This is a genomic window from Bacillus sp. ISL-45 (assembly GCF_018613195.1).
Lineage (GTDB): Bacteria > Bacillota > Bacilli > Bacillales > Cytobacillaceae > Mesobacillus.
Map to the genome: position 1 here is coordinate 14,012 of NZ_JAGGQQ010000005.1, position 15,542 is coordinate 29,553.

At 43.3% G+C, this 15,542-nt stretch carries 13 protein-coding genes; all 13 read left to right on the top strand.

Annotated features, from left to right (window positions below):
- Nucleotides 1–334 precede the first annotated feature (334 nt).
- The 13 genes from J7E35_RS05520 to coaE all read left to right on the top strand — a co-directional run bounded on the left by J7E35_RS05520 (nucleotide 335) and on the right by coaE (nucleotide 15,442).
- Nucleotides 335–793: a DUF441 domain-containing protein gene (locus tag J7E35_RS05520; protein ID WP_192471420.1), complete on the top strand. Its 459-nt coding sequence runs from the start codon at nucleotides 335–337 to the stop codon at nucleotides 791–793.
- Nucleotides 794–1,166: 373 nt separating this feature from the next.
- Nucleotides 1,167–2,282, top strand: a complete 1,116-nt coding sequence (citZ, locus tag J7E35_RS05525) for a citrate synthase (protein WP_214777791.1) — start codon at nucleotides 1,167–1,169, stop codon at nucleotides 2,280–2,282.
- 198 nt (nucleotides 2,283–2,480) lie between these two features.
- Nucleotides 2,481–3,749 carry an NADP-dependent isocitrate dehydrogenase gene (gene icd / locus J7E35_RS05530; protein ID WP_214777793.1) on the top strand — a complete coding sequence of 423 codons (1,269 nt, stop codon included), beginning with the start codon at nucleotides 2,481–2,483 and terminating at the stop codon, nucleotides 3,747–3,749.
- A 90-nt stretch (nucleotides 3,750–3,839) separates the two neighbouring features.
- Complete coding sequence (mdh, locus tag J7E35_RS05535) at nucleotides 3,840–4,778, top strand: malate dehydrogenase (RefSeq protein WP_214777795.1); 939 nt, start codon at nucleotides 3,840–3,842, stop codon at nucleotides 4,776–4,778.
- 116 nt (nucleotides 4,779–4,894) lie between these two features.
- A complete protein-coding gene (locus J7E35_RS05540; RefSeq protein WP_214777797.1) occupies nucleotides 4,895–5,371 on the top strand; it encodes a MaoC/PaaZ C-terminal domain-containing protein in 477 nt (158 codons plus the stop codon).
- A 319-nt stretch (nucleotides 5,372–5,690) separates the two neighbouring features.
- Nucleotides 5,691–6,407 carry a response regulator transcription factor gene (locus J7E35_RS05545; protein WP_214777799.1) on the top strand — a complete coding sequence of 239 codons (717 nt, stop codon included), beginning with the start codon at nucleotides 5,691–5,693 and terminating at the stop codon, nucleotides 6,405–6,407.
- Nucleotides 6,404–8,170, top strand: a complete 1,767-nt coding sequence (gene pnpS, locus J7E35_RS05550; RefSeq protein WP_214777801.1) for a two-component system histidine kinase PnpS — start codon at nucleotides 6,404–6,406, stop codon at nucleotides 8,168–8,170. The genes J7E35_RS05545 and pnpS overlap by 4 nt, the downstream gene beginning before the upstream one ends.
- Nucleotides 8,171–8,542: 372 nt before the next feature.
- Nucleotides 8,543–9,511 (top strand): FtsH protease activity modulator HflK, encoded by a 969-nt coding sequence (hflK, locus tag J7E35_RS05555; protein WP_214777803.1) that lies wholly within the window; start codon nucleotides 8,543–8,545, stop codon nucleotides 9,509–9,511.
- The gene (gene hflC, locus J7E35_RS05560) at nucleotides 9,504–10,433 is read left to right on the top strand and encodes a protease modulator HflC (RefSeq protein ID WP_214778680.1); all 930 of its coding nucleotides are present in this window, start codon (nucleotides 9,504–9,506) and stop codon (nucleotides 10,431–10,433) included. Before hflK ends, hflC begins: the two co-directional genes overlap by 8 nt.
- Nucleotides 10,434–10,591: 158 nt before the next feature.
- The gene (gene polA, locus J7E35_RS05565; RefSeq protein ID WP_214777806.1) at nucleotides 10,592–13,222 is read left to right on the top strand and encodes a DNA polymerase I; all 2,631 of its coding nucleotides are present in this window, start codon (nucleotides 10,592–10,594) and stop codon (nucleotides 13,220–13,222) included.
- 39 nt (nucleotides 13,223–13,261) lie between these two features.
- Nucleotides 13,262–14,092 carry a DNA-formamidopyrimidine glycosylase gene (gene mutM, locus J7E35_RS05570; RefSeq protein WP_214777808.1) on the top strand — a complete coding sequence of 277 codons (831 nt, stop codon included), beginning with the start codon at nucleotides 13,262–13,264 and terminating at the stop codon, nucleotides 14,090–14,092.
- Between the two features lie 83 nt (nucleotides 14,093–14,175).
- Nucleotides 14,176–14,808: a sporulation membrane protein YtaF gene (gene ytaF / locus J7E35_RS05575; RefSeq protein ID WP_214741753.1), complete on the top strand. Its 633-nt coding sequence runs from the start codon at nucleotides 14,176–14,178 to the stop codon at nucleotides 14,806–14,808.
- A 25-nt stretch (nucleotides 14,809–14,833) separates the two neighbouring features.
- A complete protein-coding gene (coaE, locus tag J7E35_RS05580; RefSeq protein WP_214777809.1) occupies nucleotides 14,834–15,442 on the top strand; it encodes a dephospho-CoA kinase in 609 nt (202 codons plus the stop codon).
- Nucleotides 15,443–15,542: the final 100 nt, after the last annotated feature.

The following is a 15,542-nucleotide window of genomic DNA, read 5'->3' on the forward strand; positions in this document are numbered from 1 at the left end:
AGAAGCCAGTTCTAGCAGTTTCTAAAATATACTGCTTATCTTTTTAAAAGATTCTATTAAATTATTAAAATTCCTTTATAATCCAAAATATCCTGGGATACAGTTCTAACTCAGGAGTGAAATTGTTTACGAACAACTTTATAAAGGGATTCTCACTATAAAAAGTAAAATATAAAATATAGGTTTTTGCGGACACTATTCTATGCATAGAGAGCTCTAGGATTTATGCAAACCTCTGTATAACCAAAAGGTGCAGCAAGGATAATCCCACTTGCTTGGTGTAATATTTTAAATTATGTTACAATAGTTTTTACCGTGGAAGGATGACAAATTTATGCTAGAGCCTATGCTTTTTTTACTAACTTTATTAGCGATTGCTTTTCTGGCGAAAAACCAATCACTAATCTTTGCGGTGCTGGTCCTGATTGTGATGAAGATTGCTGGATTTGAAGCCAAGACTTTTTCGCTGCTGCAGGGAAAGGGTATTAATTGGGGTGTAACGGTAATCACTATTGCTGTCCTGGCACCAATCGCCAGCGGTGATATCGGCTTCAAAGATTTAGGCGGTGCTTTCAAGTCACCTTATGCATGGATCGCCCTGATTTCAGGAATGGCAGTTGCTTTGCTTGCAAAAGGCGGGGTTACCTTGCTGGCTGAAGATCCCCATATAACAACTGCACTTGTACTGGGAACGATTTTGGCGGTTTCATTATTCAAAGGAGTAGCAGTAGGCCCTTTGATTGGTGCAGGTATCGCATTTGCGGCTATGAAAATCTTTGAATTCTTTAAATAGCCTTTTTGTAAAATAATATTTTATATTGATTTAAGTTGTTTTCATTCACAAATGTCAGATAATTGTTTATAATAGGACTTGTAACTGCTTCCATCCCTCTACATAGGCCTGGGGCTGGAGTGAGAATCCGCGGTTTTTATATTTAACAAAATGTAAGCATTTTCTTTTTGCCGGTTGCCTGAGCAAGCGCTCGATACCCATAGCATCATAATAGTGGCATTTCGGCTGAAATCGGTCTGTCGCCGGCGAATGGTCCGGCTTTTCGTATAAAGTGTCAGAAATTTCTTTTTTCTGATATCGCTGTTTTTAACAGCAATCCAACATACAGACAAAATGGGATATGGGGAAATTAACTACAAAGGAGAGATTGAGTATGACAGTAACACGTGGTCTTGAAGGGGTAGTGGCAACAACATCTTCTATCAGCTCTATTATCGATGACACGCTGACTTATGTAGGCTATGACATTGACGATCTAGCTGAAAATGCTAGTTTCGAAGAAGTGATTTACTTATTATGGCATCGCCAGCTTCCTACAGCGGCAGAATTGGACGAATTGAAGAAGCAGCTTGCAGAGAATGCAGCTTTGCCAAAAGAAGTACTGGAACATTTCAAGATGTACCCGATTGACAAAGTCCATCCGATGGCTGCAGTTCGCTCGGCTGTATCTCTTTTAGGATTGTACGATGATGAAGCTGATGTGATGGAAAAAGAATCTAATTATCGCAAAGCGATCCGCCTGCAGGCTAAGATGCCGGCAATCGTTACGGCTTTCGCAAGAGTAAGAAAGGGTCTTGAGCCTATCGCGCCAAGAGAAGACCTTAATTTCGCGGCTAACTTCCTATACATGCTGACTGGCGAAGAGCCTGATGAAATAGCAGTAGAAGCAATGAACAAGGCATTAGTCCTTCATGCTGACCATGAACTTAATGCTTCAACTTTCACTGCCCGTGTATGTGTTGCGACTCTTTCTGATGTGTATTCTGGAGTCACAGCTGCCATCGGTGCATTGAAAGGACCTCTGCACGGAGGAGCAAATGAGGCAGTTATGAAGATGCTGACAGAAATCGGCACTCTTGATAATGTAGAGCCGGCAATCCGTGGAAAGCTTGCAAACAAGGAAAAAATCATGGGCTTTGGACACCGCGTATACCGTCTGGGAGATCCGCGTGCGAAGCATTTGAGAGAAATGTCCAAGAGGCTTACTGGACTGACTGGTGAACCTCACTGGTACGAAATGTCCACAAAGATTGAAGAAATCGTGACGGGCGAAAAGAACCTGCCGCCAAACGTTGACTTCTACTCGGCATCTGTATACCACAGCCTTGGCATCGATCATGACCTGTTCACGCCAATCTTTGCTGTAAGCCGTGTATCCGGATGGCTTGCGCATATCCTTGAGCAGTATGACAATAACCGTCTGATCCGCCCACGCGCCGACTATACAGGTCCTGGAAAACAGGAATATGTTGCCATTGAAATGAGATAATTTATAGAGATAGAGGAGCAATATTTTACTTTTCAGTGAAAAATTGCTGTAATAGGAGAGTAAGGAAGTCAAGCACCCTTTTCAACTCCTTAATAGGTGAAAAGGGTGCCTGATATTTCCGCGTACAAGGTTAGTGGCAAACAAGCCTGCTAACCTTTGATTCTGAAATGAATGAGGATTTTGGAGGGAGAGAATAAAATGCAAGGTGAAAAAATCACAGTTAAAGATGGAGTATTAAACGTACCAAACAATCCAATCGTTCCTTTTATCGAAGGTGACGGTACAGGTCCTGACATCTGGGCAGCTTCTGTCCGCGTTCTTGATGCTGCTGTTGAAAAAGCATACAAGGGTGAGCGCAAAATTGTCTGGAAAGAAGTTCTTGCTGGAGAAAAGGCCTTCAACCAGACTGGTGAGTGGCTGCCAAGCGAAACTTTAGAGTTGATCAATGAGTACTTAATCGCGATTAAGGGTCCTCTAACAACACCTATCGGTGGCGGAATCCGTTCCCTTAATGTTGCATTGCGCCAGGAATTGGACCTGTTCGTATGCCTGCGTCCTGTCCGCTGGTTCGAAGGTGTTCCTTCTCCGGTAAAACGCCCGCAAGACACTGACATGGTTATTTTCCGCGAGAACACTGAAGATATCTATGCTGGTATCGAGTATGCAAGCGGATCTGATGAAGTCAAGAAACTTCTTGGATTCCTGCAAAATGAAATGGGTGTAAACAAAATCCGTTTCCCTGAAACTTCAGGTCTTGGTATCAAGCCTGTTTCCAAGGAAGGAACAGAGCGCCTTGTACGTTCAGCGATCAATTACGCCATCACTGAAGGCCGTAAGTCAGTAACGCTTGTACATAAAGGCAATATCATGAAATTCACAGAGGGCGCGTTCAAAAACTGGGGTTATGAACTTGCTGAAAAAGAATTCGGTGATAAGGTATTCACGTGGGCTCAGTATGACAAGATTAAAGATGAGCAAGGTACTGATGCAGCGAATAACGCTCAGTCTGACGCAGAAGCTGCCGGCAAAATCATCGTTAAAGATGCGATTGCAGATATCTTCCTTCAGCAGATTCTTACACGCCCGAAAGAGTTCGATGTTGTTGCAACAATGAACCTTAACGGAGACTACATTTCTGATGCACTTGCAGCACAGGTAGGCGGTATCGGTATCGCTCCTGGAGCAAACATCAACTATGAAACAGGCCACGCTATTTTCGAAGCTACTCATGGTACTGCTCCTAAATATGCTGGTTTAGATAAAGTTAACCCATCTTCAGTTATCCTTTCAGGTGTACTTCTGCTTGAGCACCTTGGCTGGACTGAAGCAGCGAACCTGATCGTCAAGTCTATGGAAAAGTCAATCGCTTCAAAGGTTGTAACATATGACTTTGCTCGTTTGATGGATGGCGCTACAGAAGTCAAGACTTCTGAGTTCGGTGATGAACTGATCAAGAACATGGGCTAAAAATGTGCGGAAGGCTATCCTTTATAAGGATAGCCTTTACATAAATAACATATATTTTAAAAAATATATTCGTTCTGAGGAGGAAGCCTTATGTCATTGAAACGCAAAAAGATTTCAGTCATTGGTGGAGGATTCACAGGAGCAACAACAGCATTCTTGCTAGCACAGAAGGAACTGGGGGATGTAGTACTAGTCGATATCCCGCAAATGGAAAACCCTACAAAGGGTAAAGCGCTTGATATGCTTGAAGCGAGCCCCGTCCAGGGTTTTGACGCTAACATTACCGGTACTTCCAGCTATGAGGATACGAAAGGCTCAGACATCGTTGTTGTAACAGCTGGTATTGCACGAAAACCCGGCATGAGCCGTGATGACCTTGTCCAGACGAACCAAAAAATCATGAAAAGTGTAGCCCAGGAAATCGCCAAGCACTCTCCTGACAGTTTCATCGTTGTGTTGACTAATCCTGTCGATGCGATGACATATACTATTTTCAAAGAGTCAGGCTTTCCTAAAAATCGCGTAATCGGTCAATCGGGAGTTTTGGATACTGCCCGTTTCCGTACTTTCGTTGCCCAGGAATTAAACCTGTCAGTTAAAGATGTCACAGGCTTCGTTCTTGGAGGCCACGGCGATGACATGGTTCCACTTGTGCGTTATTCATATGCAGGAGGCATTCCTCTTGAAACACTTATGCCAAAAGATCGTCTGGATGCTATCGTTGAACGCACCCGCAAAGGCGGCGGCGAAATCGTCAACCTTCTTGGGAATGGCAGCGCTTACTATGCGCCGGCAGCTTCCTTGGTTGAAATGTGCGAAGCTATCCTGAAGGATCAGCGACGTGTATTGCCTTCTATTGCATATCTAGAAGGAGAGTATGGATACGAAGGAATATACCTTGGAGTACCAACTATCCTTGGAGCAGGCGGTATCGAGAAAGTAATCGAGCTTGAATTGACTGCAGAAGAAAAAGCAGCACTTGATAAGTCTGCAGAAGCTGTCCGCAACGTCATGGCAGTTCTTGCTTAGTCGTTAACAGATTACTAGTAAATTTAAAAATCGGGGAATATTCCCCGATTTTTTTACACAATTTATAAAGTATATGATTTAGGGACCAGAACTTCTATTGCAAAGGGGTAAATGCTATGCTGCTTGGAAGAAAACGTAAGCTTGGCAGGAAAATAGAAGAAATCACTGTCGGAGAAAAATTGACATTAACAGAAAAAATCGAGGACAAAGATCTCCTGTTGTATCTGGGATTGACGAATGATGCGAATCCTTTATATATCCAGCATGATTATGCGTCACAGACACCATATGAAAAGCCTATTGTTCCAGCAATCATGCTGAATGGAATCATCACTTCGGCTGTTTCAAAGTATCTGCCGGGACCTGGAAGCCATATTCTGAAGCAGGATATTGAGTATGTTAAGCCAGTTTACCATTATGGAACAATCCAATTCTTTTTTGAAGTAACTGAAGTGATCAAAAGCAAGCATAATGTTGAAATCACGATTATGGGAAAAAATGAAGAGGATGAGACAGTTGTAAAGGGGAAACTGCTCGTCTGTCCTCCATACCCAGTCCAGCGTATGGACGGAAAAGCACTAGAAAACTTTTAAACTTTTGGGATGCACAATATTTGTGCATCCCTTGTTGTTTTAAATTTGATTTTACCTGTTGGATTGATATTATAATGTAAATAGAGCTATTGGATGAAGGCTGTTTTCATAAAGATTTTTGTTAAAATCCTAAAGCCGATTTTAACGTGATTAAAAGCCATTTTGTAGGTCGGTATTAAGTTTGCAAGCTCTTTTCTCATAATAAGCTTTAATCTTGTAGAGAAACATTGGCATTCAATCCAATTTTGTAGCCACTAGCAACAAGGTTTGAGAAAAGAGCCTGGATGAAACAGGGGTAATAACTTTTTTGGAGGCTCATATGAACAAGAAGGTCTTGGTTGTGGATGATGAACAATCTATTGTGACACTGTTGAAGTATAATCTCGAACAGGCTGGCTATTCAGTGGTAACTGGAATGGACGGTGAGGAAGGGATCCGCCTGGCAGCAGACGAGAAGCCAGATTTAATGATTTTGGATCTGATGCTCCCAAAGCTGGATGGTATGGAAGTATGCAAACAGCTCAGGCAGATGAGAATCAATGTGCCGATTTTGATGCTTACGGCAAAGGATGATGAGTTTGATAAGGTGCTTGGTCTGGAGTTAGGCGCTGATGATTACATGACCAAACCATTCAGTCCGCGTGAGGTCGTAGCGAGGGTAAAAGCGATTCTCCGGAGGACACAGGCACAGCATGAACCAGTGGAAGAAAAGCAGGAGGACGAGGGGCAGATCAGAATTGGCGAGCTTAAAATCATGCCGGAATTCTACGAAGCTTATTTTATGGGAGAATTACTTGAGCTGACTCCGAAAGAATTCGAATTGCTTCTCTATCTGTCGAAGAATAAAGGTCGGGTTCTTACACGAGACCAGTTACTAAGTGCTGTCTGGAATTATGACTTTGCCGGGGATACAAGGATTGTCGATGTACATATAAGCCATTTGCGTGAAAAAATTGAACATAACACAAAGAAGCCATCCTATATCAAAACCATTCGAGGCCTTGGTTATAAGCTGGAGGAACCAAAGGGAGAATGACAAAGTACCGGACTCGTCTCCTGTTTGCCCTCATTACCCTGATCATCATCGTGTTGATCGGCCTGGGGCTGCTTTTAGGGCAATTATTCAAAAATTATTATATAAATTCATTTAATGAACGACTGAAGATTGAGATTAATCTTTTGACCTCCAATATCGAGCAAAATGGAGGGCTCGCATCACTGGATAACGAAGAAATTTCAAGGATGAGCGATTTGCTTAACGCAAGGATTACGATTGTTGATCTTGAGGGCGATATCCAATATGATACGGGAGAACTATCAAGCACTAAAATAAACCGGCACAGGGATATAATTGGCGACATCGTGGAAGACACACCGTCGGAACAGAGTGACCTTGAGGTGGGTGGAGGTTTTGATCTTCATTATTATTGGAATCCACTTCTCCATGATGGTAAAAAAGAGGGGTATGTATTTTTAACAACAAAGATTGATGAACTGCAGAAAGCTTATCGGCAAATCTGGTGGATTCTGACCATCAGTCTTGGCATGGCGTTGTTTGTGATCATCCTTCTTGGTACAAGAATCACTAACCGCTATACGAAACCAATCGAGTCTGCGACAAATGTGGCGATCGAGCTGGCAAAAGGGAATTATCGGGCCAGGACTTATGAGGATCACATTGACGAAACGGGCATGCTGAGTTCATCGATTAATATCCTGGCAAGAAATCTTCAGGAACTAATGAAGCTAAAGGAATCCCAGCAGGACAGACTGACGACACTGATTGAGAATATGGGCAGCGGTTTGATTCTGATAGACAGCAGGGGCTTCATCAACCTGATCAATAAGCCATACAAGGAAATCTTTAATGTAGAGCCTGCTGAATACCTATACAAGCTTTATTATGAAGTCATTGAGCATGAAGAAGTCTCCCATATGGTTGAAGAGATTTTCATGACTGAGCAAAAGGTACGGAAACAAGTTGTGTTGCCTATGGAAATCGAAAGGCGGCACTTCGAAGTATACGGGGTTCCAATCATCGGGACAAATAATGTCTGGAAAGGAATCCTTCTAGTTTTCCATGACATTACCGAACTGAAAAAATTGGAACAGATAAGGAAGGATTTCGTGGCGAATGTCTCGCATGAGCTTAAGACGCCGATCACCTCGATCAAAGGATTTTCGGAAACGCTGCTGGATGGAGCCATGAATGATAAAGCGACGCTGGAAGCTTTCCTGGCAATCATTTTAAAAGAAAGCGACCGTCTCCAGGTATTGATCCAGGAATTGCTAGACCTGTCTAAGATCGAGCAGCAAGGCTTCCGATTGACATTAGGAAAGGTTGACCTTGTAAAAGAATCCAATGAAGTCATCGAAATTTTAAAAGGAAAAGCAGCTCAAAAGGATATCCTCCTGAAACTCGGTCAAACAAGCGATAATGCGGTTATTGAAGGAGATGCGGACAGGCTGAAGCAAGTACTGATCAATCTTGTCAGCAATGCCATCACTTACACTCCGAATGGCGGCACAGTTGTAATTTCTTTATCTGTCCAGGAAGATTCCGTTTCCATCGTGGTCAAGGATTCCGGTATAGGGATCGAAAAAAGCGAAATAACGAGGATATTTGAACGATTTTACCGGGTGGACAGGGCAAGAAGTCGAAACTCCGGAGGAACGGGTCTTGGCCTGGCGATTGTGAAACACATAGTTGAAGCTCATAAAGGGCATATCGAAGTCGACAGCCAGATAGGCAAAGGAACAACTTTTACAATCAAGCTTTTTAAGAAGCTTCCTCAATAAAGATAAGTTGGATTTCTCATATCCGAGTGTAAATTTAATGAGTATACTATCTTAGCCCAATTCGAATCTGAATTGGGCTACTTCTTTTTTAAATAGAATTTACATTCCCTTAACAACAGGTTTATTTTTCCTTAACAGTTCCTTGTTACAATCATTAGTGAAAAACCCCTTCATCCAAGGAGTGAGAAAGAAGCACAAGCCGACCCCGCTTGTGCTTTTTTCATATGCTTTTTTGCCTCAATTATAATTTTCGCAATAAGCAAAAAACACCATTGTGTCAAAACTGTTTTTCTATTATCATTCTTTTGAAACTTTTACGGCTTTTAAACGTAAAAACAAACATAGACAGAAACATAGGAAGAGGGGAATGAGATGGTGAGCTTGAAGCAAATTTACGTGACGAGCGGGATTGTCGTCCTGGCCATTATTTTAGGTATTTCGGCGTTCACGACATGGTATACGGTAGATGAATCTGAACAGGCTGTCATATTGACGTTTGGAAAAGTGGAGGAAGGTATTAGTGAACCGGGCTTGCACTTTAAGCTGCCTTGGCCAATACAGAGTGTCGAGAAATTATCGAAGGAAACATTCAGCCTGCAGTTTGGTTATGAGGAAAAGAATGGGGAAATCAAAGAATTTCCTGATGAGACAAAAATGATTACTGGTGACGAAAACATCGTCCTTGCCGACCTGGTGGTTCAATGGAAAATAACGGACCCTGAAAAATATTTATTTAACGCAGATAATCCAAGAGAAATCTTATATGATGCTACATCAGCGTCTGTCAGGAGCATTATCGGAAGTTCTGAAATTGATGAAGCATTGACTTCGGGAAAAGCAGAAATCGAAGCGGAAGTCCGTGATTTATTATCATCACTGATTGAAAAGTACGATATGGGTGTATCCGTCCTTGGTGTAAAGCTCCAGGATGTTGAATTGCCAAATCAAGAAGTGCGCAAGGCTTTTACCAATGTTACAGATGCGCGTGAAACAATGAACACAAAAATAAATGAAGCGAAGAAATACCGCAACCAGAAGTTGAACGAAGCACAAGGGGAAAAGGATGCGCTTATCTCAAGGGCGGAAGGGGAAAAAGCCGCGAGGATCGAACGGGCCAGAGGTGACGTGGCGGTATTCAACAAGCTGCTTGTTGAATACAAAACCAATCCGGACATCACAAGACAGCGTTTAATTTTGGAGACGCTTGAGCAGGTCTTGCCTGGTTCGGAAATTTACATCATGAACGATGATGGCAATACAATGAAGTATTTCCCGATTCGCCCGCTTGAAGCAGATAAACCGAAGACAGAGAAGGAAGGCAGTGAAAAGAATAATGGCTGATCAAAACGTGATTGATATAAATGAACGGAGTGGTGGTTCCTGGCGGAAATATACTAAATTCGGAATTTTTCTGGTCATCCTTATTGCACTGCTTGTCTTCATTTTCACTAATGTTTTCATTGTGAAACAAGGCGAGTATAAAGTGGTAAGGCAATTTGGAGAGGTTGTCAGGATTATCGATGAACCTGGTTTAAATTACAAAGTCCCGTTTATTCAGAGTGTCACAACTCTGCCTAAATACCAGATGACATATGATGTTTCCCAGGCGGAAATCAACACAATGGATAAAAAGAGAATGTTGATCGACAATTATGCCATCTGGCGAATTGAAGATCCTAAAAAGATGATTTCCAATGCGAGAACTCTAGAGGGTGCGGAATCGAGAATGGAGGAATTCATCTATTCGGTTGTCCGTTCTGAGCTTGGTAAGCTGGACTATGACGAAATCATCAATGATGAAAAGTCATCCCGCGGATCATTGAATGACAGGGTGACTGAAAAAGTCAATGAGCTGCTCGCTGGCGGTAATTATGGAGTCGTTGTGACAGATGTCCGAATGAAGAGGACCGACCTGCCGAAAGAAAATGAAATGTCTGTTTTTACGAGGATGATCTCTGAGCGTGAGTCTAAAGCACAGGAATACCTTTCCATGGGAGATGCCCAGAAAAACAGAGTCATCGCCCAGACGGACAGGGAAGTGAAAGAGCTTCTGGCAAAGGCATCGGCAGACGCTGAAACCATCCGAGGTGAAGGGGAAGGGGAAGCTGCAAAAGTATATAACCAAACCTTCTCCAAGGATCCAGAATTCTACACGATGTTCCGAACACTGGAATCCTATAAAAAGACAATCAATGGCGAAACCGTCATTGTCCTTCCATCTGATTCACCTTACGCAAGAATGTTGATGGGTTACACAAATTAATAGAGCAACCAAAAGGCCGTTATTTTTCTTTCTATCATCTCTCGTGATAAAATAGGAAGGAATCTAACGGTCTTTTTTTTATATAAAGTCATGCACAAATGTACTTGGAATCGGCTGACCAAGGCGCTTGCGCTTTTCTAATAAAGAGGAGGAATAACATGTCTAAAAAGCTTGTGTTGATAGATGGCAACAGTATTGCATACCGTGCTTTTTTCGCTTTGCCGCTGTTGAATAATGAAAAAGGGATACATACCAATGCAGTTTATGGCTTTACGATGATGCTGATGAAAATTCTCGAGGATGAGAAGCCTACGCATATTCTTGTTGCGTTTGACGCCGGAAAAACGACCTTCAGGCATAAAACCTTCAGCGAGTATAAGGGAGGAAGGCAAAAAACTCCGCCGGAGCTTTCGGAGCAGTTTCCATTTATCCGTGAATTGCTGACGGCCTATGGCATTTCGCAATATGAGCTGGAGAATTATGAAGCGGATGATATTATCGGTACATTGAGTTTGCTGGCTGAAAAAGAAGGCTTCGAAACGAAGGTCATTTCAGGTGACAAGGACCTGACACAGCTGAGTTCTGACAAGACCACAGTCAGTATCACAAGAAAAGGGATTACCGATATTGAAGAATATACACCTGAGCATATCAAGGAAAAGTATGGTCTGACTGCCGACCAGATCATTGATATGAAAGGTCTCATGGGTGATGCATCGGATAATATACCAGGGGTTCCTGGTGTAGGGGAAAAGACGGCAATCAAGCTGTTGAAGGAATACGGCACACTTGAAAATCTATTAACTTCGGTTGAACAAGTCAGCGGGAAAAAGCTTAAGGAAAAGCTGGAGGAGTTCAGAGACCAGGCTGTCATGAGCAAGGAACTCGCAACCATCACTCGTGAAGCCCCTGTAGGACTAGAGTTGAGCGAGCTTGAGTATGAAGGTGCAGAGAACGAGAAGCTCGTGAAAATGTTCAAAGAGCTAGGGTTCAATTCCCTGCTGGACAAGCTGGGCGCAGTTGCGGAAGCAGAAGATGCAGAGCTTGAAGACATCGAGTTCAAGCAACTGGATAAAATTGAACAAGGTATTTTTGCTAAAGATAATGGCTTTTATGTTGAAGTCCTTGAAGATAACTACCATTACGCCGATATTATTGGCTTTGCTGTTGTAAATGAAAACGGAAGCTTCTACCTGCCTGTAAAAATTGCCCTGGAGTCTGAGGAGTTCAAGAAATGGGCCGAGGATGAGTCCAGCAAAAAAACAGTCTATGATGCGAAACGATCCGAGGTATCATTGCGCCATCATGGCATCCACCTGAAGGGTGCTGATTTCGATGTGTCACTGGCATCCTATATAATCAATCCTTCCGAGTCGCCGGACGACCTTGCGGCGATCGCGAAACAGCATGGATTCACGAGCGTGCAGTCAGACCATACAGTTTATGGAAAAGGTGCTAAACGAAAAATTCCTGAGGAAAGCATCCTTGGAGAGCATCTTGTACGCAAGGCGGCTGTACTTGTGTCATTAAAAGAAAAGCTTGAGCAGGAGCTATGGGACAATGACCAGCATGATCTTTTCAGCAGCCTTGAAATGCCATTGTCGCTTGTCCTTGCGGATATGGAATACCAGGGCGTCAAGCTGGATATGGACCGCCTGGATAAAATGGGCGAAGAAATCAAAGGCCGTTTAGCCGAAATAGAAACAAAGATTTTTGAAATGGCAGGAGAACAGTTCAACATCAACTCGCCTAAACAATTAGGTGTCATCCTGTTTGAAAAGCTGGGGCTGCCTGCTGCGAAAAAGACGAAGACAGGTTATTCTACTTCGGCGGACGTCCTTGAAAAATTGGCGCCAAAGCATAGAATCATTGAAGAAATTCTTAACTATCGCCAGCTTGGAAAGCTACAATCGACCTATATTGAAGGATTGCAAAAGGTCGTCAATAAAGAGACGGAAAAAGTCCATACAAGATTCAACCAGGCTTTAACAGCAACTGGAAGGCTAAGCTCAACGGATCCTAACCTGCAGAACATCCCGATCAGGCTTGAAGAAGGCCGGAAAATCAGGCAGGCATTCGTTCCTTCAGAAAAAGGATGGGTCATATTTGCAGCTGACTATTCGCAAATTGAACTGCGAGTCCTTGCCCATATTGCGGGAGATGAGAAACTGATCGATGCCTTCCGGAATGATATGGACATCCATACGAAGACTGCGATGGAAGTGTTCAATGTAGGGAAAGATGAAGTCACTTCAAATATGCGCCGGCATGCGAAGGCGGTCAACTTTGGGATTGTGTACGGAATCAGCGATTATGGATTATCCCAGAGCCTGAATATCACAAGGAAGGAAGCGGGCGAATTCATTGACCGCTATCTGGAGAGCTACCCTGGAGTGAAGGAGTATATGGACGAAATCATCAAGGATGCAAAGGCCAAGGGTTATGTCCAGACATTATTGCATCGCCGCAGATATATTCCGGAAATCACTGCCCGCAATTTCAACCTAAGAAGTTTTGCGGAACGGACGGCTATGAACACCCCGATCCAGGGCAGTGCCGCAGATATTATCAAAAAGGCAATGATTGATATGGCAGAGAGACTCCGCGAAGAGGGTGTAAAGACAAGACTGCTGCTTCAGGTACATGATGAATTGATTTTTGAAACACCTGAGGATGAGATCGAACTGTTGAAAAAAATAGTGCCAGATGTCATGGAAAATGCCATTGAGCTGAAGGTTCCGTTAAAGGTGGACTTCTCATACGGCCCGACCTGGTATGACGCAAAATAGGAGCTGCAACAGGATTTTTACAGAGAAAGGCGGGATAAAATGCCTGAACTACCAGAGGTTGAAACCGTCAGACGGACATTAGAGGTTCTGACGATAGGAAAAGAAATAAAAGAAGTCTCTGTTTTTTGGCCAAAGATGATTAAAACTCCGGATGAGGTCGAGCAGTTCAACGATGCACTGAAAGGCCAGACGATTAAAGAGGTTGGCCGGAGAGGGAAATTCCTGATTCTTTATACGGAATATTTCGCGCTCGTTTCCCACTTAAGAATGGAAGGGAAATATGGAGTCTTCAATGCGGAGGAACCTGTGGAGAAGCACACGCACGTCATTTTCCATTTTACCGATGGAACTCAATTGCGCTACAAGGATGTCAGGAAATTTGGCACAATGCACCTGTATGAAAAAGGGAAAGAGTTTGAAACCCAGCCTCTCGCCGATTTAGGGCCTGAACCCTTTTCAGAAAATTTTACAGTGGAATGGCTTTCGGAAAAACTGAAAAAAACGAATCGAAAAATAAAGCCTGCTCTACTGGACCAAAAAATCCTTGTTGGTCTCGGGAATATCTATGTAGATGAGGCATTGTTCCGGGCAAAAATCCATCCGGAAAGAATCGCGAACTCCTTGTCTCCGGAAGAGGAGGCCGTGCTTTACAGGGAAATTGTCAGCACTCTTTCCGAAGCTGTTGAGAAAGGCGGCAGCACGATCCGTTCCTACGTCAATTCACAGGGGCAGATCGGCATGTTCCAGCTTCAGCTTTATGCATACGGGCGCAGGGGTGAACCATGCAAAGTTTGCGGAACACCATTGGAGAAAACCGTCGTTGGCGGACGGGGAACGCATTACTGCCCGTCGTGCCAGAAGCTTAATTAAATATATTGGCTTATTGATTTTCTCACCATAAATGGGCTCCTTCCATATACTAACGTAGCGATTGACAGGAAGGAGCTCAGTTTATGGCACAAACAATCTCCCTGCTTTTACTTGCATTCGCTGTCAGCCTTGACAGTTTCAGTGTAGGATTAACGTATGGATTACGAAAAATGAAGATCCCGATTAAATCGATTTCTGTAATTGCGGTTTGTTCGGCTGTCGTCCTGATGGCAGCGATGATGATCGGGCATTTTCTCGAGAGCTTTTTTTCACCAGGAATGGCAGAGACGCTGGGTGGCACTGTCTTGATCGTTTTAGGCGGATGGGTTTTATTCCAATTTTTCCGCGAAGACAAAACAGAATTGCTCTGCCACGAAAAAATCATCCTGAATCTTGAAATCAAATCTCTAGGCATCGTCATCAATATTTTGAAAAAGCCAATGACAGCTGATTTTGACCGGTCGGGTACGATCAATGGAATCGAGGCTGTCATGCTCGGGCTTGCCCTGTCGCTTGATGCATTCGGTGCAGGGGTAGGGGCAGCATTTCTAGGGTTCTCACCAGGATATCTGGCATTGACAGTTGCCTGCATGAGTTCTTTATTTGTTTATGCAGGGATGAGAATGGGCAGTTATTTTTCGGAGAGCGGATGGATGCAAAGGTTTTCTTTTGTACCAGGAATTTTATTGATCATAATCGGGCTGATGAAGCTTTAACAGGCCCTTGAAAGGATAAGGGAGAATGTCATTAGTTATAGGATTGACGGGAGGTATAGCAAGCGGAAAAAGCACAGTATCAGCTATGTTCACTGACATGGGCATCACTGTGATCGACGCAGATATCGAAGCCAGGCTTGCTGTTGAACCAGGAGAGAAAGCGTACAATGATATAGTCAGCCATTTTGGCACTGAAATTTTAAATGATGATACCACGATAAACCGACCTAAATTGGGTGAGATTGTTTTTAACCATGAAGAAAAGCGGTTGCTGCTTAATTCTATTGTCCATCCAGCCGTAAGGGAGCGGATGGCACATAAAAGAACTCATGCTGAAGCCGCAGATGAAAAGGCAGTCGTCCTGGACATTCCGCTTCTGTTTGAAAGCAAGCTGACAGGACTCGTCGAAAAAATCATCGTCGTATATGTGGATGAGCAAACCCAGCTGGAAAGACTGATGAAGCGGAACGGATTCTCGGAAGAAGAGGCCGCTGCGAGGATCAAATCACAAATGCCGCTGAAGGACAAAGTCGGTCTGGCAGACGCAGTCATCGATAACAGCGGCAGCATCGAGCAATCGAAGCAGCAGCTGATGGATATTTTAAGTGAATGGGAAATCTTAAGAGCCGAATAGGCTCTTTTTTTGTTGGCTTAATTCAAGAAGATTTTTTTCTGGCTGGATAGTTGTATCTATAGTTATAAAGACAATCCAAACTGATTTCATCTAGGAGGAT

Bases quoted from the DNA above. Each gene is read 5' to 3' on its own strand.
- J7E35_RS05520 (WP_192471420.1), top strand. From the start codon at position 335: ATGCTAGAGCCTATGCTTTTTTTACTAACTTTATTAGCGATTGCTTTT.
- citZ (WP_214777791.1), top strand. From the start codon at position 1,167: ATGACAGTAACACGTGGTCTTGAAGGGGTAGTGGCAACAACATCTTCT.
- icd (WP_214777793.1), top strand. From the start codon at position 2,481: ATGCAAGGTGAAAAAATCACAGTTAAAGATGGAGTATTAAACGTACCA.
- mdh (WP_214777795.1), top strand. From the start codon at position 3,840: ATGTCATTGAAACGCAAAAAGATTTCAGTCATTGGTGGAGGATTCACA.
- J7E35_RS05540 (WP_214777797.1), top strand. From the start codon at position 4,895: ATGCTGCTTGGAAGAAAACGTAAGCTTGGCAGGAAAATAGAAGAAATC.
- J7E35_RS05545 (WP_214777799.1), top strand. From the start codon at position 5,691: ATGAACAAGAAGGTCTTGGTTGTGGATGATGAACAATCTATTGTGACA.
- pnpS (WP_214777801.1), top strand. From the start codon at position 6,404: ATGACAAAGTACCGGACTCGTCTCCTGTTTGCCCTCATTACCCTGATC.
- hflK (WP_214777803.1), top strand. From the start codon at position 8,543: ATGGTGAGCTTGAAGCAAATTTACGTGACGAGCGGGATTGTCGTCCTG.
- hflC (WP_214778680.1), top strand. From the start codon at position 9,504: ATGGCTGATCAAAACGTGATTGATATAAATGAACGGAGTGGTGGTTCC.
- polA (WP_214777806.1), top strand. From the start codon at position 10,592: ATGTCTAAAAAGCTTGTGTTGATAGATGGCAACAGTATTGCATACCGT.
- mutM (WP_214777808.1), top strand. From the start codon at position 13,262: ATGCCTGAACTACCAGAGGTTGAAACCGTCAGACGGACATTAGAGGTT.
- ytaF (WP_214741753.1), top strand. From the start codon at position 14,176: ATGGCACAAACAATCTCCCTGCTTTTACTTGCATTCGCTGTCAGCCTT.
- coaE (WP_214777809.1), top strand. From the start codon at position 14,834: ATGTCATTAGTTATAGGATTGACGGGAGGTATAGCAAGCGGAAAAAGC.